Source organism: Salmonella sp. SAL04162, assembly GCF_046551535.1.
Taxonomy (GTDB): Bacteria; Pseudomonadota; Gammaproteobacteria; order Enterobacterales; family Enterobacteriaceae; genus Salmonella; species Salmonella enterica.
Map to the genome: position 1 here is coordinate 377,996 of NZ_JBGDVX010000002.1, position 18,365 is coordinate 396,360.

Here is an 18,365-nt window from a genome sequence, read left to right on the forward strand (position 1 = left end):
ATCTAAAAACCAGATGAATATAGCGATATGAAATTTACAACCAGAATAAAACACCATTCTCATGAAAAAGTTATGGCTAATCATGCGAACAAAAAATCACCAAACGTTGAATGTTTCAACGAGCCCGTCTTAACTGCAAAGAAAATAAGCCAGCATCCGCTGGCTTATGGAAAGTTATACTTACGAAAGGCAATTAATCGCTATTTTTGGCAATTAAACGTTCCGGCAGCACAAAGCTAAATCGCGTTCCTTTGCCAGGCGAACTGTCGATTTCAAGGCGGCTTTCATGGTGATTCAACGCATGTTTCACAATCGCCAATCCCAGGCCGCTGCCGCCCGTTTGCCGCGAACGCGCTTTATCGACGCGGTAGAAGCGTTCGGTCAGACGAGGAATATGCTCGGCAGCAATCCCCGGACCGTTATCTTGAATGCAAAATTCAGCGCCATGCGCGGCACGTCGCCAGCTCACCGTAATATGCGTTCCCGCCGGCGTATGGTTTACTGCGTTATACACCAGGTTTGAGATCGCGCTACGTAGCTGCTCTTCATTGCCCAGAACGCTAAGACTATCGTCGACCTCAAACGTAAAGGTATGTTTCTGCTGGCTGAGCGTCTGCGCTTCACGCTCCACGACCCGCAGCATCATCGGTACATCCACTTTTTCATTTAATAACAGCGCCGGGGCCGCCTCAATTTTAGACAGCGTAAGCAGTTGTTTTACCAGCCCTTCCATACGATACGTTTGCTCGCGCATCGTATGCAGCGCTTTTTCTCGCGTTGCCCCTTCCAGCGCCTGTTCCTGCATCATTTCCAGATAGCCTTGCAATACCGTCAAGGGCGTACGCAACTCATGGCTAACGTTGGCGAAAAAGTTACGTCTGGCGCCTTCAAGCTGATGCATTTGCGTCACATCGCGCGCCACCATCAGGAGTTGTTTATCGGTATAAGGCATGACGCGGATCTCCAGATGCCGCCCGGTATTGAGCACCAAATGAAGCGGACGGGTGAAATCACGCGTTTTTAAATACTGGGTAAACTCCGGATAACGCAGTAGATTGAGAATATTCTGCCCGTTGTCATCCGGCCAGCGTAGCCCCAGTATCTGTTGCGCCAAACCGTTACACCAAAAAATACCGCCCTCTTCTGTGGTCAGTACCACGGCATCAGGCAGCGACTCCGCGCCGCTGCGAAAACGTTTAATCAGGTTCCCCAGCTCGCGGCGCCGCTTCTTATTTCGCAACTGCATCTGGTGTAAACCGTATAACAGCGGTTCCCAACTTCCCCGTCCCGGCGGCGGCGTCATACTTCTGTCGACCCAAAGCCACCAGGAGAGGCGTAATAAATTCCAGAAATGCCAGACAAGCAGTCCCGTCACCGCCACCAGTAAAAACCACGGCAGATAACCAAAAAAAGCGCTAAGGATAAGCGCGGGGATGCAACAGAGCACCAGCTCCAGCACCAGCCTTTTCCATGACAGCCGTTCCAGCACGCGTCATACTCCCTCAAGAATGGAAAGCCTTCTCCGCCAGAAACCTGTGATCAACTGGCGGAAAAGGCATTAAAAGCGGGTCGAAAAACGATACCCTGTCCCGCGTACCGTTTGCACCATCCGGTCGTGGCCGCTGTGCTCCAGCGCCTTACGCAAACGGCGAATATGCACGTCGACCGTCCGGTCTTCAACGTACACATTGGTGCCCCAGACATGATTGAGTAGCTGTTCGCGGCTGTAAACCCGTTCCGGGTGCGTCATAAAGAAATGGAGTAATTTAAATTCGGTCGGCCCCATATCCAGCGGGCTGTCGCCGGTCATCACGCGGTGAGAGCCGGGATCAAGGCTCAGTCCCTGCATCTCGATCACCTCTTCGACCGCCATCGGCGAGATGCGCCGCATAACGGCTTTAATGCGCGCCACCAACTCCTTGGGGGAAAACGGCTTGGTAATGTAATCGTCAGCGCCGGTTTCCAGTCCGCGCACGCGATCTTCTTCCTCACCTCTTGCGGTCAGCATAACCACGGGAATATCCCGGGTCATGGCTTCACGTTTGAGATGTTTAATAAACTGTAACCCTGACCCGCCGGGCAACATCCAGTCAAGAAGGATGAGATCCGGCCAGGGTTCATTAAGTTTATTCACCGCACTGTCATAATCTTCGGCTTCTACGGGCTGAAAGCCATTTTGTTCGAGCACGAAGCACACCATTTCACGGATCGGCGCCTCATCTTCTACGACCAGAATACGTCTCGCCATAATTTGCCCTGTTAGTCGTTAGTTATCAATGCCGCGCCATTATGCGTCAGATTTATGACAGATTTATGAAAAAAAAAGGCGGCATTGACAGCATGTTGATGATTTATGACACCGGTGAAACCGTGCATTACCGTGTACCGGCGGTAAATTGCGCCCAAAAATGGAGGGGATGACGTGTATAATCCCGTTCACGCTTTTTTTGCATGGAACTATTATGCGCATCCTCCACACCTCTGACTGGCATCTGGGACAAAACTTCTACAGTAAAAGCCGCGCCGCGGAGCATCAGGCTTTTCTGGACTGGCTGCTGGAGACCGCGCAGGCCCATCAGGTGGATGCCATTATTGTCGCTGGCGATATTTTTGATACCGGTTCGCCGCCAAGCTATGCCCGAGAACTTTATAACCGTTTCGTCGTTAATTTACAGCAAACGGGCTGTCATCTGGTGGTGCTGGCCGGTAATCATGATTCCGTCGCCACACTAAACGAGTCACGCGACATTCTGGCGTTTCTCAATACAACCGTGATCGCCAGCGCGGGCTATGCGCCGCAGCTACTTCATCGTCGAGACGGTTCTCCGGGCGCCGTACTGTGCCCCATTCCCTTTTTGCGCCCGCGCGACATTCTTACCAGTCAGGCGGGGTTATCCGGCAGCGAGAAACAGCAGCAACTTCTTCATGCGATTGCCGATTATTATCAACAGCAGTATCAGGAAGCGTGCTTGCTACGCGGCGAACGAAAGCTGCCGGTTATCGCGACGGGACATTTAACCACCGTCGGCGCCAGCAAAAGCGATGCGGTTCGCGACATTTATATCGGTACGCTGGATGCCTTTCCGGCGCAGCATTTCCCCCCAGCGGATTATATCGCATTAGGACACATTCACCGCGCGCAATGTGTCGGCGGCACAGAGCATATCCGCTATTGCGGCTCGCCCATCGCCCTCAGCTTTGATGAGTGCGGCAAAAGCAAATGCGTGCATCTGGTGACCTTCGAGCAGGGGAAATGGCAAAGCACCGAAAGTCTGGCTGTCCCCGTGACTCAACCGTTGGCGGTTTTAAAAGGCGACCTGGAGTCGATTACCGAACAGCTTGAGCAGTGGCGCGGCGTGGAGCAATCACCCCCCGTCTGGCTGGATATTGAAATCACCACCGATGATTATCTGCACGATATCCAACGCAGAATACAGACGCTAACGGAGTCGCTACCCGTAGAGGTATTACTGGTGCGCCGTAGCCGCGAACAGCGTGAGCGCTCGCTGGCGAACGAACGGCGGGAAACATTAAGCGAGCTTAGCGTGGAGGAGGTTTTTGCGCGGCGTCTGGCGCTGGAAGCGTTAGATCCCCCGCAGCGCGAGCGCCTGAATCAGCTCTTTTCCAGCACGCTCTACGCGTTGAATGAGGAGCATGAGGCATGAAAATTCTCAGTTTGCGTCTGAAAAACCTGAACTCGCTGAAAGGTGAATGGAAGGTCGACTTTACCGCCGAACCGTTTGCCAGTAACGGGTTATTCGCCATTACCGGCCCGACCGGCGCGGGAAAAACCACCTTGCTTGACGCCATCTGTCTGGCGCTGTACCACGAAACGCCGCGCCTGAATACGGTATCGCAGTCGCAAAACGATTTGATGACGCGCGATACGGCGGAATGTCTGGCCGAAGTGGAGTTTGAGGTAAAAGGCGAGGCCTGGCGCGCGTTCTGGAGCCAGAACCGAGCCCGAAATCAGCCTGACGGCAATCTCCAGGCCCCACGCGTGGAGCTGGCGCGGTGTTCAGACGGAAAGATCTTTGCCGATAAGGTAAAGGATAAACTGGAGATGATCGCCACGTTGACCGGGCTGGACTACGGGCGCTTCACCCGTTCGATGTTGTTATCACAGGGGCAGTTCGCCGCCTTTCTTAACGCCAAAGCGAAAGAGCGCGCAGAGCTTCTGGAGGAGCTCACCGGCACTGAGATTTACGGGCAGATCTCCGCACAGGTATTTGAAAAACATAAATCAGCCCGTCTCGAACTGGAAAAGTTACAAGCGCAGGCCAGCGGCGTCGCCCTATTGGCGGACGAACAGTTACAGCAACTGGAAGCCAGTTTGCAGGCGCTTACTGACGAAGAGAAACGCCTGCTGGCCGACCAGCAGGGACAGCAGCAGCACCTTCACTGGCTGACCCGAAAAAACGAGCTCCACACTGAATTACACGCCCGACAGCAGGCGCTGTACGCGGCACAAGAGGCGCGAGAAAAAGCGCAGCCGCAGCTCGCGGCGTTGACTCTGGCGCAACCCGCTCGCCAGTTGCGTCCGCATTGGGAGCGCATTCAGGAACAAACCCGCGCCGTTGAGCGTGTTCGCCAGCACAGTGATGAAGTGAATGCTCGCTTACAAAGCGCGTATCGCCTGCGCCAGCGTATCCGCGCCTGCGCGCATCGACAATTCACGCAACTGAACGCCACAGGGCAGCGGTTGAAGACATGGCTGGCGGAACACGACGGCATCCGCGTCTGGCGCAGCGAACTGGCGGGTTGGCGAGCATTGTTAACACAACAATCCCACGACCGGGCGCAACTGAGCCAATGGCAACAGCAGTTGCTGAGCGATACGCGTCAGCGTGATGCGCTACCGCCGCTCACGCTCGACCTCACGCCACAGGCGCTGGCGGAAGCCAGAGCATTGCATACCCGGCAGCGTCCGCTACGGCATCGTCTCGCCGCGCTTCAGGGGCAAATTATCCCGAAACAAAAGCGTCAGGCGCAGCTACAGGCAGCTATCGCGCGTCATCATCAGGAGCAGACGCAATACACCCAACGTCTGACGGATAAGCGACTGAGTTATAAGACTAAAGCGCAGGAGCTTGCGGACGTTCGCACTATTTGCGAGCAGGAGGCGCGCATCAAAGATCTGGAAAGCCAGCGGGCGCACTTACAGTCCGGCCAGCCGTGTCCGCTTTGCGGCTCGACGACACACCCCGCCATCGCCGCCTATCAGGCGCTGGAGCTGAGCGCGAATCAAACCCGCCGCGACGCGCTGGAAAAAGAGGTCAAAGCACTGGCGGAAGAAGGCGCGGCGCTGCGAGGACAGTTAGATGCCTTAACGCAACAATTACAGCGGGATGAAAGCGAGGCGCAGTCGTTGTTGCAGGAGGAGCAAGCGCTTACTGAGGAATGGCAAACGCTGTGCGCTACGCTGGGCGTTCAGCTCCAGCCGCAAGAAGACCTCGCGGGCTGGTTGACCGCCGCGGAAGAGCATGAGCAACAGTTGGATCAACTCAGCCAGCGTCATGCTCTACAAACGCAAATCGCGGCGCATACTGAACAAGTAGCGCGCTTTACCGCGCAGATTGCGCAGCGTCAGGCCTCGCTGACGGCTGATTTGGCGCAGTATACGCTTTCCCTTCCTGCGCCAGAAAACGAGGCTTCGTGGCTGAATGAGCGCGCCGACGAAGCGAAAATATGGCAACAGCGTCAGACAGAGTTCGCGGATTTGCAAACGCAGATCGACAGGCTTGCCCCGTTGCTGGAGACGCTACCGCAAACAGATACCGCGGATTCCGACGACGACGTGCCGCTGGATAACTGGCGGCAGGCGCATGATGAGTGCGTGTCATTACAAAGCCAGTTGCAAACCCTGCAGGAACAGACGACGCAGGAACAGCAGCGCGCCGCCGAGGCGATAGCGCACTTTGATGCGGCGTTAAAAAATAGCCCGTTTGACAGCCAGGCAACGTTCCTGGCGGCGTTGTTGGATGAAGAGACCGTGACCCGTCTGGAAAAACAACAACAAACGCTGGAAAGTCAGCTACAACAAGCGAAGGCGTTAAGCGCGCAGTCCGCGCAGGCGCTGGCTGACCATCAGCAACAGCCGCCCGCCGGTCTGGACCCAACGTGTACGGCAGAGCAGCTCGCGCAGCGGCTGGCGCAGTTGGCGCAACAACTGCGCGAGAACACGACACGCCAGGGGGAAATCCGCCAGCAAATTAAACAGGATGCAGATAATCGGCAGCGCCAACGCGCGCTGATGGCGGAAATGAAGCAAGCCTCTCAGCAAGTGGAAGACTGGGGCTATCTCAATGCGCTGATCGGCTCTAAAGAAGGTGATAAGTTCCGCAAATTCGCCCAGGGACTGACGCTGGATAATCTGGTCTGGCTGGCGAATCATCAGCTCACCCGCCTGCATGGCCGTTATTTATTGCAGCGCAAAGCCAGCGACGCGCTGGAACTGGAGGTTGTCGATACCTGGCAGGCCGACGCCGTGCGCGATACGCGAACGTTATCAGGCGGCGAAAGCTTCCTGGTCAGCCTGGCGCTGGCGCTGGCGTTATCAGATTTGGTCAGCCATAAAACGCGCATTGATTCTTTGTTCCTCGACGAAGGCTTCGGCACGCTTGATAGCGAAACGCTGGACGCCGCGCTGGATGCGCTCGACGCGCTGAATGCCAGCGGGAAGACCATCGGTGTGATTAGCCACGTGGAAGCCATGAAAGAACGTATCCCCGTGCAGATAAAAGTGAAAAAAATCAATGGGCTTGGTTATAGCAAACTGGACAAAGCGTTTGCCGTGGAGTAACACGAGTGTCATCCTGCGCACAGCATACCGTCATGACATAGCATAATAATGAATACACAAAGACGGATAAGGAATGGTATTACCTCGCGCTTATCCGCAAGCTATACGTTGATTGGCTGTGACAATTCACAGCCACAGCGCGCAACATGCGCCTTTATTTTCGGCAGGTGGTATGAAAAAAGTTATTTTTTCTTTGGCGCTGGGTACGTTCGGACTGGGGATGGCCGAGTTTGGCATTATGGGCGTGCTGACGGAGCTGGCACGCGATGTCGGGATAACGATTCCCGCCGCCGGGCATATGATCTCGTTTTACGCCTTCGGCGTCGTGCTGGGCGCGCCTGTTATGGCGCTCTTTTCCAGCCGCTTTTCGCTTAAACATATACTGCTGTTTCTGGTCACGCTGTGCGTGATGGGCAATGCCATATTTACCTTTTCCTCGTCATATCTGATGCTCGCCGTCGGCAGACTGGTTTCCGGCTTTCCGCACGGCGCCTTTTTTGGCGTCGGCGCCATTGTCCTGTCAAAGATTATCCGCCCCGGGAAAGTCACCGCCGCCGTCGCGGGTATGGTTTCAGGAATGACGGTGGCGAATCTGGTGGGCATTCCGGTCGGCACTTACCTGAGCCAGGAATTTAGCTGGCGCTACACCTTTTTATTGATCGCGGTTTTCAACATCGCTGTGCTCACCGCAATTTTCTTCTGGGTGCCGGATATCCGTGACAAAGCCCAAGGCAGCCTGCGCGAGCAGTTCCACTTCTTGCGTAGTCCTGCACCGTGGCTCATTTTCGCCGCCACGATGTTCGGCAATGCGGGCGTTTTTGCCTGGTTCAGCTATATCAAGCCATTTATGATGTACATCTCCGGTTTTTCGGAGACGAGCATGACGTTTATTATGATGCTGGTCGGGCTGGGGATGGTGTTAGGCAATCTGTTAAGCGGCAAACTCTCCGGCAGATATACTCCGCTGCGCATCGCGGTAGTGACTGACCTCATTATCGTGCTCTCTCTCATGGCGCTCTTTTTCTTCAGCGGATACAAAACGGCATCGCTGACTTTCGCGTTTATCTGCTGCGCTGGTCTGTTTGCGCTCTCTGCGCCGCTGCAAATCCTGCTGCTGCAAAACGCCAAAGGCGGCGAACTGCTGGGCGCGGCGGGAGGGCAAATCGCCTTTAATCTCGGTAGCGCGATTGGCGCCTGGTGCGGCGGACTGATGCTGACGCTAGGTTTTGCGTACCACTACGTGGCGCTTCCCGCCGCCCTGCTCTCGTTTTCCGCCATGTCGTCGTTGCTGGTATACGGACGTCTAAAACACAAGCAGCCATCGGTCACGCCGGTTGCCGGATGACGCCATCCGGCTAAAAACGTTACGCCAGCGGCCACAGCCAGGCCGCGCCGCGCACGCCGCTCGAATCGCCATGCCGCGCCTTACGTACCGGCGTCTCGCACTCGCCGCCAAAAACAAACGATTTCATCAGCGACGGAACCGTCTTGTACAGGCGCTCAACATTGCTCATACCACCGCCCAGCACAATGACATCCGGATCCAGAATATTCACGACATGAGATAATGCTTTCGCCAGCCGCAGCTCATAACGGCTTAACGCCAGTTCCGCCACGGCGTCCTGCGCGTCGACCAGACGAATAATCTCATCGCCTTTTAGCGCTTTACCGCTCAAACGCTGGTAATCCGTGGCAAATCCCGTACCGGAAATAAAGGTTTCGATACAGCCTTGTTTACCGCAATAACAGGGAATTTCTTCGCGGTAACGCAACTCATCGTCATCCATCCACGGCAACGGATTGTGGCCCCATTCACCTGCCGTACCGTTGCCGCCGATGTGCGCCCGGCCATTTAGCGCTACGCCCGCGCCGCACCCGGTACCGATAATCACCGCAAATACCGTTTGCGCCCCCGCTGCCGCGCCATCTACCGCCTCTGATACCGCCAGGCAATTGGCATCGTTGGCTAACCGCACTTCACGCTTCAGACGACGGCTCACATCGCTATCGAACGGCTGGCCGTTAAGCCACGTAGAGTTAGCGTTTTTTACCACGCCGGTGTAAGGCGAGAGAGAACCGGGAATGCCAATGCCGACGCTACCGGTCTGGCCGGTCGCCTGTTCCGCCATGTCGACCAGCGTAGCGATGGTTTCTATCGTTTGCTGATAATCCTCCCGCGGCGTAGGCAGACGATGGCGAAACCGCTGCTCTCCTGCATCATCAAGCGCAATGACTTCCGTTTTTGTGCCGCCTAAATCGATACCAATACGCACATACCGCTCCTCATTTTTTGGGAATATCAACAGGGTAGAATTCACCGTTCTGATTGGCAATGCAAGCCTGCCGACAATTCGTTACTATACCGCCTGGATTTAACGACAAGGCCGTGGAAATTATCATGCTGTGGTTCAAAAATTTAATGGTTTACCGTCTTAGCCGCGATATTACATTACGCGCCGAAGAGATGGAGAAACAGCTCACCTCAATGACGTTTACCCCATGCGGTAGCCAGGATATGGCCAAAATGGGCTGGGTTCCGCCGATGGGCTCTCACAGCGATGCGTTAACGCACACCGCCAATGGCCAAATTATTATTTGCGCGCGCAAAGAAGAGAAAATCCTGCCATCGCCAGTGATCAAACAGGCACTGGAGGCGAAAATCCAGAAACTGGAAGCCGATCAGGGACGCAAGCTGAAGAAGACGGAAAAAGATTCCCTGAAGGATGAAGTGTTGCATTCGTTGCTGCCGCGCGCGTTTAGCCGCTTCAGTCAGACAATGATGTGGATTGATACCGTTAACGGCCTGATTATGGTTGACTGCGCCAGCGCGAAAAAAGCGGAAGATACTTTGGCGCTACTGCGTAAAAGTCTTGGCTCGCTGCCGGTCGTCCCGCTGGCGCTGGAAAATCCGATAGAGCTGACGCTCACAGAGTGGGTGCGCTCCGGTACGGTCGCTCAGGGTTTCCAGTTGCTGGACGAAGCCGAATTGAAAGCGATGCTGGAAGATGGCGGCGTGATCCGCGCGAAAAAGCAGGATCTGGTCAGCGACGAGATCGCCGTTCATATTGAAGCGGGTAAAGTGGTCACGAAGCTGGCGCTCGACTGGCAGCAGCGTATTCAATTCGTCATGTGCGACGACGGCTCCATTAAGCGTCTGAAATTCTGCGATGAGCTGCGCGATCAGAACGAAGATATCGACCGGGAAGATTTTGCCCAACGTTTTGACGCGGACTTTATCCTGATGACCGGCGAGCTGGCGGCGCTGATTCAAAGCCTGGTGGAAGGATTAGGCGGCGAAGCGCAGCGCTAACCAGAGGGTCCCTCTCCGCCGGAGAGGGGACTCACCGTTACAAATAGCGGCACAGATACGAGGTGGGCTCAGCGACCTGTAGATGAAACTCGCTGTGGCCAGGCACGTTAAACACCTCACCGGCTGTATACACTTTCCATTCGACAGTTCCCGGCAACAGTACCTTCAACGCGCCGCTCACAACCGTCATCTCTTCGGGTTCGGCGGTGCCAAAGGTATACTCCCCTTCCGCCATCACACCAACGCTGGCCCGGCCGGTGCTACTGCTGGTAAATCCAATAGACTTCACTTTCCCGGAAAAGTATTCATTGCTTTGTAGCATAATCAGGCCCCGTCTCATTATTAAATTAACACCCAATATAGAGTCCTGACGTTCGGCCTGTCACGTAAAATTAGACAAGCAGTTCTGAAGCTAACCGCGCAATCAAAACATTAGAGAGTAAAACCGGCACATCCAGCGCCTGCTGTAAAATATCCCGATGACGCTGATGAAAACCCAGACAATCCAGCATAATGACGTCCGCGCCTTGATCCAGTAGCGCCTGTCCGGCATCAATTAACTGTTGCTCAGAACCGTGAACCGGATTCGCCAGCGAATACACCGGCGGCATTTGCAATACCTGCCATTTTTTCTCCTGGGCCGCCAGAAGTTCTGCAACAGGCACAATCACGCCCACCTGATGCCCATCCACAATAGAGGCGACAAGCGGTGGAATAATACGCAGCGGTTCAAGCAAAATAGAATTACGGGCTGCCATACTTTTAATCGCCGCGGTGCTCATCAGTATAATGACGTCATAACCCTGGTTATCCAGCACCTCGACAACGCTCTGTAAATCTCGCTCCACTTTCTGGCGGGAAACATGGGCTATCTGGTTATCATTCAGCAACGTCAAAAGCGGATCGTCGCCAGGCTCTACAGCGTAATCCGCCATAACGTCTTCCCGGCTCATTTTTCCCAGCAGGCTATGATGGGTGATGTGTTGTTCGTCGATGTATTCCGTCAGAAGCGGTAACACTTCGCTCATTGGCACAACGCCGATTGTGAGGATTGCCAACGACGCACTCATTTTTATTCCACCTTATTACTTCGTCGTAATTCCCGGGCAAATATTCACACGCTCACCGCGCTACCTGCCCTACAAATCTCAGAAAGCGTAGCAGCAGATGAGCAACGTATTGTGTAAAGATTCCAAATAACTCCAATATTGTATTGTTATCGCTTAATTTACGGTTTTAGTTGCCAGTATAAATGTTTCAAGAATGTGATGGAGATACAATTTAGGGGTACTCAGAATCCCTTCCGAGTGGTTCATGCGTCTATGATTTATCCGGATCTTCGTAACGTTTTTTCGCATCCATCGCTTCTTCTGCGGTCGGATGCTCGCTGATGAGCGAATCAGGTTTCGGATGGTCAGCCCGTAGCTGATACCACGTCACCGTCTGGCCCGGCGTGCCTTTTTCAATGGTGACGATATAAGCTTCCCGCGGATAAGGTGGTCTGGTTGGCATAGCGTTTCCTTTATTCTGGGTGAGCGTTAAGTATAGACATCTCCCTGTAACCGTTGCGTCGACGGCGGCAGCGCCGCAATAATTTCAGAAACGACCTGGGCCGGCGCTTTCGTCGCGTCAATAATGTAATGCGCCGTTTCGCGATACAACGCGTCACGCTGCTCAAGCACTTCCCGAACCTCTTCGCTCAACGGCTTGCCGGTGAGGGTCGGGCGCAGATCCGCTTCAGGTTCAGCCTCAAGCCGGTTAACCAACGTGGATACCGGCGCGCACAGATAAATCACTACGCCAACACGGTGCATATAACGTCGGTTATACTCCGTGAGAATAATACCGCCTCCCGTCGCCACGACAGTCGAAGGCGCGCTTACCGCCTCCAGGGCCGCGGTTTCCCGGGCGCGGAACCCTCCCCAGCCTTCTTTTTCAACGATATCAGCGACGCTCATCTGCACGTGCGATTGCAGCCAGCGGTCGGTATCTGCAAACCGAAAACCGGTTGCCTGCGCCAGCGCCATACCGATGGTGGTTTTCCCACAGCCCCGCGGGCCAACAAGATAAAGAGGTTGCATCATAGCAGGCGTTCCCCCAGGAACTGCGCATACGCAGGATTTGATATCAGCAATGTTATAATCATATCATCTAACTAGTACAACGCATGAATGTAAATAATAATTTACACAAAGGTGCTAAAGTCACAATATTAGTACTATAGCAAGAATCAGAAATGAATAAACTGTAAATTTTTCATTACACGATTTATTTTTTACGCTGGCTTTCCAGCCACCACTTATCCAGCTCGGCGGCAAAATGCTGACGATCGCGCGGCGAGAGAGTGTTTGGTCCCCCCGTTTGTACGCCGCTGGCGCGTAGCGTGTCCATAAAGTCACGCATCGTCAGACGTTCGCGAATCGTGGCGTCGCTATAGCGTTCTCCCCGGGGATTAAGAGCCGCAGCGCCTTTTTCCAGCACTTCAGCCGCCAGCGGAATATCCGCGGTAATCACCAGATCGCCCGCTTCGCATTGACGCACAATTTCATTGTCCGCCACGTCAAACCCGGCGGCCACGCGGAGCGTGCGGATAAAACGCGAAGGCGGCACGCGCAAGGCCTGATTGGCAACCAGAATAAGCGGCAACTGCATCCGCTCGGCGGCGCGGTACAAAATTTCTTTAATGACATTCGGACACGCATCCGCATCCACCCAGATGGTCATAATGTCTCCCGTACGGTATACAATCTTTTATTGTCTCGCGCTTTTGCCTTTCATCAAAGTGCTGTTTCTCCTTCTGCCCGTTTTCAATCCGCGTTAAGCTAACCATTCCCCATAACACACAAACATAGGGAGTGACGAGATGGAGAAGAAAATCGGTTTTATTGGCTGCGGTAATATGGGCAAGGCTATTCTTGGCGGACTGATTGCCAGCGGTCAGGTACTTCCCGGTCAGATCTGGGTCTACACCCCCTCCCCCGATAAAGTTGCCGCCCTGCATGACCAGTACGGCATTAATGCGGCGCAAAGCGCGCAGGAGGTCGCTCAGGTCGCGGATATCGTTTTCGGCGCGGTAAAACCGGGCATTATGGTGAAAGTGCTCAGTGAAATCTCCTCCAGCCTGAACAAAGACTCGCTGGTGGTCTCTATCGCCGCAGGCGTAACGCTTGATCAGCTTGCGCGCGCGCTGGGACACGACCGTAAAATCATTCGCGCTATGCCGAATACGCCGTCGCTGGTCAACGCAGGAATGACCTCCGTCACGCCAAACGCGCTGGTCACACCGGAAGATACGGCTGATGTGCTGAATATTTTCCGCTGCTTTGGAGAGGCGGAAGTAATTGCTGAGCCGATGATCCATCCGGTGGTTGGCGTGAGCGGATCTTCGCCGGCCTATGTCTTTATGTTTATCGAGGCGATGGCGGACGCTGCCGTTCTGGGCGGTATGCCTCGCGCTCAGGCTTATAAATTCGCCGCGCAGGCCGTTATGGGATCGGCGAAAATGGTACTCGAAACCGGAAAGCATCCCGGCGAACTGAAAGATATGGTGTGCTCGCCTGGCGGAACGACGATTGAAGCCGTACGCGTTCTGGAAGAACGTGGCTTCCGCGCTGCGGTAATAGAAGCGATGACGAAGTGTATGGAAAAATCAGAGGCGCTCAGTAAATCCTGAAGCCCGGCTGGACGTCATGCCGCCACTTCGGTGCGGTTACGTCCGGCATTCTTTGCTTTGTAAAGCGCCATATCCGCAGACTTTAGCCATTCCCGATAATGACCGATTTGTGGCGTTAACGGCGCCACGCCCACGCTGATACGTAACATGACCTGCGGCGCGCCCGGCAAGCGTAAGGTATTTAGCCGTTCATGCACTCGCGACATGGCGGTAATCGCGCTGTCTGCCGGCGTTCCGCACATAATCACCGCAAATTCGTCGCCGCCAAAGCGCCCGATAATATCACTCCCGCGTAGCGTTATCTGTAATTGACGCGTCAGGGCGATAATAGCCTCATCCCCAACATCATGCCCCCAGGTGTCGTTAATGCTCTTAAAATGATCGATGTCGATAATCAACAATGTCGCCTCCCGATGGTGGCGTCGGCTGTGATCGAATTCATTACGTAATAAAATTTCCCAGTGGCGTCGGTTATAGACGCCGGTCATGCCATCCCGCGAGCTCATCGCCTGCAAGCGTCGCTTATGTTCCGCTAATTTAATGGCCGTTTGGTAACTTACCCAGGCGAACAGAAGCGGATACAACATAATGACGGGCAAAGAGAGTGTGACTTCCAGCGACGAGCTTCGCATAGCGACGGGTAGCCCGGTAAGCTGCAACGTCACCAGACATGACGCCAGCAAAAGCCCCATTCCGGCAGTGAATAGCTGCCGCCCGCCAGCCCCCATCAGATTCATGCTCATCATCATAAACAGCGCGGCGGCAGGCAACATATTGACGCCCATCAGCGCGATCCACATGCCGGAGAGGATCGCATCCACTTTCAGGTTGTAAATTTCCTGACGTAGCGGATCAAGGGCTTTCGCCGACCACTGCCACGCCAGATGCGGCCAGACAAAAGACCAGCCGACCAGCAACAGCCACCAGCCGCCAAAGACAGGTTGCGTCACTAACACGGCGGCCACCGGTAAAAACATCCCCCCTAACCCCACCGCGCGCGGTAGCCTGATGCGCCGGGCGAAGCGCAACCCGGAGCGCTGACGATCATCAGAAGGGTCAGGCGGCGCTACCGCCTGTTCAACTGCTTTTCGGTAAAAATTTTCATCATTCATTATTTTTGGGAACATTTAGAAACAATTTTCCCAAATTATAGAAACAGAGCGCATGGAGGGAGTATGAAATTTCGGGTGAGTGTTTTTCAGGGCTCACCCGATAGCACTACGCCGCTTTTTTCAGGCAGGCGCTCATAAACTTGCTACGGTCATCGCCTTTCAGGGATTGTTCCGTCGCCTGAACATTGCATTCACGCATTTTCTGCTGTTGCGGCGTCAGGCTTTTCTCGCCAGGGGCTGACTTACTATTTTTCAAGCAGTCGCTAAGGTAGGTTTTACGCGCATCGCCTTTCAACGCTTGCGCTGTCGCCTGCTGATTACAGGTCGTCATGCGCTGCTGTTGCGGCGTTAACGGTTTCTCGGTTGCGCCGACGGCGGTTAAAAAGACCAGGCCAAAAAGTAAAGTCACCAGTAATGTTATTTTCATAGCACCATCCTTTTGTCAGTGTACACATTACACGTTGTCCCTTTGGGAAATATCCCAGGGACTTTATATAAGTCTGGCTGTTACTGGCAAAAATACCACCCGGTTGTAAAAGTATTACTTACCGTGAGCAATAGATGTTTTATTGATTGACAAACCGTAGGCTAATGTGCAATTCGATTATCCACAGTCACACTGGCAGGATGCAGAAGAACAGCGCATAGCGTTACACTGTTATTACCATAGCCGCTTCGTTTTTATTTTCTTCTGGTTAATACAGAGCAAAATAAAAACGAAGCGGCCAGGGCTATTTTATAAAAGTAACGTTATAACAACTGTGTTGTTTTAAATACGATTAGTGCCGGGGGTGTCTCAGCAACTTTTTTACATATTGGCGCAGCAATTCCGTATCGTGATCAGGAACGCTGGCATCCGGCTTTACGCCTTCAAGTGCCCCCTCTACCTGACGTATCAACATCTCCTGCTCGTTTTGCGCCATGTTACGTAACATTGCTGTGACGATAATCTCTAACGCTTCTACCTGAGCAACCAGTTCTTTCGACTCTTCTTCTTTTTGGGCTAGCTTAAGCAACAACTCTGCTATGAGATTTTTCATGACCATATTTCCTTATTAGTTCCAGGGTGACGTTATCACTATGAAGAACCACTGCCTAGAGGCTGAAAGTACTATTTTTATGATACAGGAAGAACTTTACACAAATAATTATCACTGTCGCCGCAGCGAAACGTTTCTCAGACCGAAAACGAGACGATAATAAACCATCAAAAAACAATAATCACGCTATATCATAATTTAAGGTTATGCCATCTATAGAAAAACTTCACGGATAAAGAATATATCTTTTAATTTAAACCATATCGTAACGGCAGAAGCGCCGTTACGATGCACCGCTATTGGCCTTTCGCTTTTTGCGCGTTACGCCGACGACGTAACGCCAGGGTCAGTTGCCCAATATTGATCAACACGATCGCCGCCGTAGCGATAAAAACCCAGCGGAAACCGGCCATCGCCGATACCGTCGCGCCCATCAACGGCCCAACCACGTTGCCCAGGTACATAAATGACTGGTTGTAACCAAAAATACGTCCGGTAATTTGATCGCTGGAGTATTTCACCAATAACGTTTGTACGGCGGGTAACATCGCGCCATCGGCAAAGCCTAACAAGAAACGCAACAGCCCCAACTGGAACGGCGTGGTGACCCAGGACATCGCGAAGAAAAGCAGCACTGCGCAGATAAGCGTGGCCATCAGAATTCTTTCCGTGCCGATTCTGTCGCCAAGTTTTCCCAGGCGAGGCGCGGAGATAAGCGCGGAGATACCGGGCACCGAGGCAATTAACCCGCTAAGAAAGGCGATGTTATTACTGTCCGGCATCATTGATTTGATAAACAGCGCCAGGATTGGACTGATGGAACCATTACAGAGTTGAATGACCATCGTGGTAAAAAACAAACTGATCACCAGCGCAGGATAAGGTAACGACGCAAAAACGGCTTTACCGCTCAGGCGTTCGCTTTTCCTGATGACCGGACGTACGCCTTCTTTAATTAAAAATAGAGTGACCAGAAAGCTCACCACCAACAGCATGGCGGTAATCAGAAATACCGCCCGCAGCCCGATATGATCCGCGACAAAGCCGCCCATTAACGGCCCGCCGATAACGCCGCTGATTTGCGCGGTAGAAAGCGTACTGAGCGCCCAGCCGCTACGTTCGCGCGGTACCTGAGAGGCTACCAGCGCCATGGCATTGGGGATATAGCCTGACGTTAACCCCATGATTCCGCGCAGCAGGAAAAGTTGCCAGACATGGGTCGCGAATGCCTGCAGTAGAATAGCTATCGCCATCCCGAGCGACGCGCGCAATAGCATCAGTTTACGCCCTTTACGATCGGCGAGACTGCCCCACATCGGCGACACAATGGCGGAAATAAGAAACGTGATGCTAAACGTTAACCCGGACCACATTGATAACGCTTCATGGGAAGAGACGCCAAGCTGGGAAATATAAAGGGGTAAGAATGGCAGGATTTGGCTGATTGCCAGCCCGGTAAAAAAACATCCAAACCAAACGGAAATTAGATTAACTTTCCAGGATTCCATAAGACTCGTAACGGTAAGTAGCTGAAAATACGCGTTAGCTTAGCAAGCTCTCATTTTCCTGGTGGTTCCAGAGGTGCGATACGTCACACTTTGCTATTTTGTCTCCCCGTTCATCATTTTTGTGAAACATATCACATTATATAGCCGCGCAAGGCAGACGTTTATGCTTTAACGACACACGCCGTAGCCCCGCATTCCAAGATGAAAATGGTTAGCATGCGCAGCGTTATAGTCAGGCCCGAGCCCATTGCCATAATAATGGCAACTGGCGTTTAACATAGCGCGTAACCAGAGCCCCGTCTCCTCACGCCCCCAGCCGCGCAGAACAGTGATTTTTCGGCCATCCGATAGCTGAAACCCGCTGATATCCAGCGCTTCTGCGCTGGCATGTTCACTGCGACGTGCATCCGGGCGGTGATAAATATTACGGCAGGCATAGCTGCCCAGATGTTCGATGCGGGTCAGGCGGCGCTTCATCCACGTTTCTGTTAAAGGTTTTGCCTGCTGTTCGACAAACAGCGCGGAGCGCAGCGCCAACGGGCAGGAGGCTAAAAAACTGCTGCTCAGTTTGACCTGGCCAAAATCTCTGACGCGCACAACATGGGACAAGGGACATTCACCAGTGCTATCCGCAACAGGTTGTGATGAAATTAATCCCTGTTGATTGGCCGCCGTCAAAAGCTCCCGGCACTGCGACAGCGTAAGGCGCTGTAGTTTGAAGGTAGTGATCCAGCCTGGCGGATCGGCAAGTTGTAGCGGAGCAAAAGGATTATAATAAGAGGGAAGATAACGATATCCCAGTCCGCCAATGCCGCCCAACAGCACAATAATCAGAAAACCCTTACCTCTCACGCGGCCTCCGTTCTCACATCCCATAAACATTATGGCAGAAGCCCGCGAAACCCGCGTTTTGTCGTGGT

The 18,365-nt window shown here is 53.5% G+C and carries 18 protein-coding genes; 5 read left to right on the plus strand and 13 right to left on the minus strand.

Going from position 1 to position 18,365, the window contains the following annotated elements:
- Positions 1–193: 193 nt before the first annotated feature.
- Positions 194–1,489: a phosphate regulon sensor histidine kinase PhoR gene (gene phoR, locus ACLJRH_RS06120; protein WP_023136986.1), complete on the minus strand. Its 1,296-nt coding sequence runs from the start codon at positions 1,487–1,489 to the stop codon at positions 194–196.
- Between the two features lie 69 nt (positions 1,490–1,558).
- Complete coding sequence (phoB, locus tag ACLJRH_RS06125; protein ID WP_000113921.1) at positions 1,559–2,248, minus strand: phosphate response regulator transcription factor PhoB; 690 nt, start codon at positions 2,246–2,248, stop codon at positions 1,559–1,561.
- Between the two features lie 214 nt (positions 2,249–2,462).
- Between phoB and sbcD the strand changes: the two genes are divergently transcribed.
- The 3 genes from sbcD to araJ all read left to right on the plus strand — a co-directional run bounded on the left by sbcD (position 2,463) and on the right by araJ (position 8,147).
- Entirely contained in the window at positions 2,463–3,665 is a 1,203-nt protein-coding gene (gene sbcD, locus ACLJRH_RS06130; protein ID WP_001221248.1) for an exonuclease subunit SbcD, read from the plus strand.
- On the plus strand, positions 3,662–6,802 hold the full coding sequence (gene sbcC, locus ACLJRH_RS06135) for an exonuclease subunit SbcC (RefSeq protein ID WP_023136985.1): 3,141 nt from the start codon (positions 3,662–3,664) through the stop codon (positions 6,800–6,802). Before sbcD ends, sbcC begins: the two co-directional genes overlap by 4 nt.
- Before the next feature lie 172 nt (positions 6,803–6,974).
- The gene (gene araJ / locus ACLJRH_RS06140; RefSeq protein ID WP_000755629.1) at positions 6,975–8,147 is read left to right on the plus strand and encodes an MFS transporter AraJ; all 1,173 of its coding nucleotides are present in this window, start codon (positions 6,975–6,977) and stop codon (positions 8,145–8,147) included.
- Positions 8,148–8,166: 19 nt separating this feature from the next.
- Here the strand turns inward: araJ and mak are convergent, their stop codons facing one another.
- On the minus strand, positions 8,167–9,075 hold the full coding sequence (mak, locus tag ACLJRH_RS06145) for a fructokinase (RefSeq protein WP_001219270.1): 909 nt from the start codon (positions 9,073–9,075) through the stop codon (positions 8,167–8,169).
- A gap of 125 nt (positions 9,076–9,200) precedes the next feature.
- Between mak and rdgC the strand changes: the two genes are divergently transcribed.
- Complete coding sequence (gene rdgC, locus ACLJRH_RS06150) at positions 9,201–10,112, plus strand: recombination-associated protein RdgC (RefSeq protein WP_000964307.1); 912 nt, start codon at positions 9,201–9,203, stop codon at positions 10,110–10,112.
- Between the two features lie 37 nt (positions 10,113–10,149).
- On the opposite strand, the gene ppnP is transcribed toward rdgC, so the two are convergent.
- The 5 genes from ppnP to ACLJRH_RS06175 all read right to left on the minus strand — a co-directional run bounded on the left by ppnP (position 10,150) and on the right by ACLJRH_RS06175 (position 12,836).
- The gene (ppnP, locus tag ACLJRH_RS06155) at positions 10,150–10,434 is read right to left on the minus strand and encodes a pyrimidine/purine nucleoside phosphorylase (RefSeq protein ID WP_000941953.1); all 285 of its coding nucleotides are present in this window, start codon (positions 10,432–10,434) and stop codon (positions 10,150–10,152) included.
- A gap of 70 nt (positions 10,435–10,504) precedes the next feature.
- Complete coding sequence (locus ACLJRH_RS06160) at positions 10,505–11,182, minus strand: AroM family protein (RefSeq protein ID WP_001276437.1); 678 nt, start codon at positions 11,180–11,182, stop codon at positions 10,505–10,507.
- Positions 11,183–11,432: 250 nt separating this feature from the next.
- On the minus strand, positions 11,433–11,624 hold the full coding sequence (yaiA, locus tag ACLJRH_RS06165; RefSeq protein WP_001143161.1) for a protein YaiA: 192 nt from the start codon (positions 11,622–11,624) through the stop codon (positions 11,433–11,435).
- 26 nt (positions 11,625–11,650) lie between these two features.
- Positions 11,651–12,196 carry a shikimate kinase AroL gene (aroL, locus tag ACLJRH_RS06170; RefSeq protein WP_000983569.1) on the minus strand — a complete coding sequence of 182 codons (546 nt, stop codon included), beginning with the start codon at positions 12,194–12,196 and terminating at the stop codon, positions 11,651–11,653.
- A gap of 184 nt (positions 12,197–12,380) precedes the next feature.
- A complete protein-coding gene (locus ACLJRH_RS06175) occupies positions 12,381–12,836 on the minus strand; it encodes a YaiI/YqxD family protein (RefSeq protein ID WP_000158137.1) in 456 nt (151 codons plus the stop codon).
- A gap of 139 nt (positions 12,837–12,975) precedes the next feature.
- Here ACLJRH_RS06175 and proC point away from each other — a divergent pair, with 139 nt between their 5' ends.
- A complete protein-coding gene (gene proC / locus ACLJRH_RS06180) occupies positions 12,976–13,785 on the plus strand; it encodes a pyrroline-5-carboxylate reductase (protein WP_000412193.1) in 810 nt (269 codons plus the stop codon).
- A gap of 14 nt (positions 13,786–13,799) precedes the next feature.
- Here the strand turns inward: proC and adrA are convergent, their stop codons facing one another.
- The 5 genes from adrA to ACLJRH_RS06205 all read right to left on the minus strand — a co-directional run bounded on the left by adrA (position 13,800) and on the right by ACLJRH_RS06205 (position 18,327).
- The gene (adrA, locus tag ACLJRH_RS06185; RefSeq protein WP_001632589.1) at positions 13,800–14,912 is read right to left on the minus strand and encodes a diguanylate cyclase AdrA; all 1,113 of its coding nucleotides are present in this window, start codon (positions 14,910–14,912) and stop codon (positions 13,800–13,802) included.
- Between the two features lie 91 nt (positions 14,913–15,003).
- The gene (gene psiF / locus ACLJRH_RS06190; RefSeq protein WP_000705162.1) at positions 15,004–15,324 is read right to left on the minus strand and encodes a phosphate starvation-inducible protein PsiF; all 321 of its coding nucleotides are present in this window, start codon (positions 15,322–15,324) and stop codon (positions 15,004–15,006) included.
- A gap of 352 nt (positions 15,325–15,676) precedes the next feature.
- A complete protein-coding gene (gene iraP / locus ACLJRH_RS06195; RefSeq protein ID WP_001518423.1) occupies positions 15,677–15,937 on the minus strand; it encodes an anti-adapter protein IraP in 261 nt (86 codons plus the stop codon).
- Between the two features lie 296 nt (positions 15,938–16,233).
- The gene (locus ACLJRH_RS06200; protein WP_000446772.1) at positions 16,234–17,445 is read right to left on the minus strand and encodes a multidrug efflux MFS transporter; all 1,212 of its coding nucleotides are present in this window, start codon (positions 17,443–17,445) and stop codon (positions 16,234–16,236) included.
- Positions 17,446–17,613: 168 nt separating this feature from the next.
- Positions 17,614–18,327: an extensin family protein gene (locus ACLJRH_RS06205; RefSeq protein WP_023136408.1), complete on the minus strand. Its 714-nt coding sequence runs from the start codon at positions 18,325–18,327 to the stop codon at positions 17,614–17,616.
- Positions 18,328–18,365: the final 38 nt, after the last annotated feature.

Coding starts and splice junctions, on each gene's coding strand:
- adrA (WP_001632589.1), bottom strand. CDS start 14,912: ATGTTCCCAAAAATAATGAATGATGAAAATTTTTACCGAAAAGCAGTT.
- proC (WP_000412193.1), top strand. CDS start 12,976: ATGGAGAAGAAAATCGGTTTTATTGGCTGCGGTAATATGGGCAAGGCT.
- ACLJRH_RS06160 (WP_001276437.1), bottom strand. CDS start 11,182: ATGAGTGCGTCGTTGGCAATCCTCACAATCGGCGTTGTGCCAATGAGC.
- aroL (WP_000983569.1), bottom strand. CDS start 12,196: ATGATGCAACCTCTTTATCTTGTTGGCCCGCGGGGCTGTGGGAAAACC.
- ACLJRH_RS06175 (WP_000158137.1), bottom strand. CDS start 12,836: ATGACCATCTGGGTGGATGCGGATGCGTGTCCGAATGTCATTAAAGAA.
- ACLJRH_RS06205 (WP_023136408.1), bottom strand. CDS start 18,327: ATGTTTATGGGATGTGAGAACGGAGGCCGCGTGAGAGGTAAGGGTTTT.
- araJ (WP_000755629.1), top strand. CDS start 6,975: ATGAAAAAAGTTATTTTTTCTTTGGCGCTGGGTACGTTCGGACTGGGG.
- iraP (WP_001518423.1), bottom strand. CDS start 15,937: ATGAAAAATCTCATAGCAGAGTTGTTGCTTAAGCTAGCCCAAAAAGAA.
- sbcC (WP_023136985.1), top strand. CDS start 3,662: ATGAAAATTCTCAGTTTGCGTCTGAAAAACCTGAACTCGCTGAAAGGT.
- ppnP (WP_000941953.1), bottom strand. CDS start 10,434: ATGCTACAAAGCAATGAATACTTTTCCGGGAAAGTGAAGTCTATTGGA.
- phoB (WP_000113921.1), bottom strand. CDS start 2,248: ATGGCGAGACGTATTCTGGTCGTAGAAGATGAGGCGCCGATCCGTGAA.
- ACLJRH_RS06200 (WP_000446772.1), bottom strand. CDS start 17,445: ATGGAATCCTGGAAAGTTAATCTAATTTCCGTTTGGTTTGGATGTTTT.
- rdgC (WP_000964307.1), top strand. CDS start 9,201: ATGCTGTGGTTCAAAAATTTAATGGTTTACCGTCTTAGCCGCGATATT.
- sbcD (WP_001221248.1), top strand. CDS start 2,463: ATGCGCATCCTCCACACCTCTGACTGGCATCTGGGACAAAACTTCTAC.
- psiF (WP_000705162.1), bottom strand. CDS start 15,324: ATGAAAATAACATTACTGGTGACTTTACTTTTTGGCCTGGTCTTTTTA.
- yaiA (WP_001143161.1), bottom strand. CDS start 11,624: ATGCCAACCAGACCACCTTATCCGCGGGAAGCTTATATCGTCACCATT.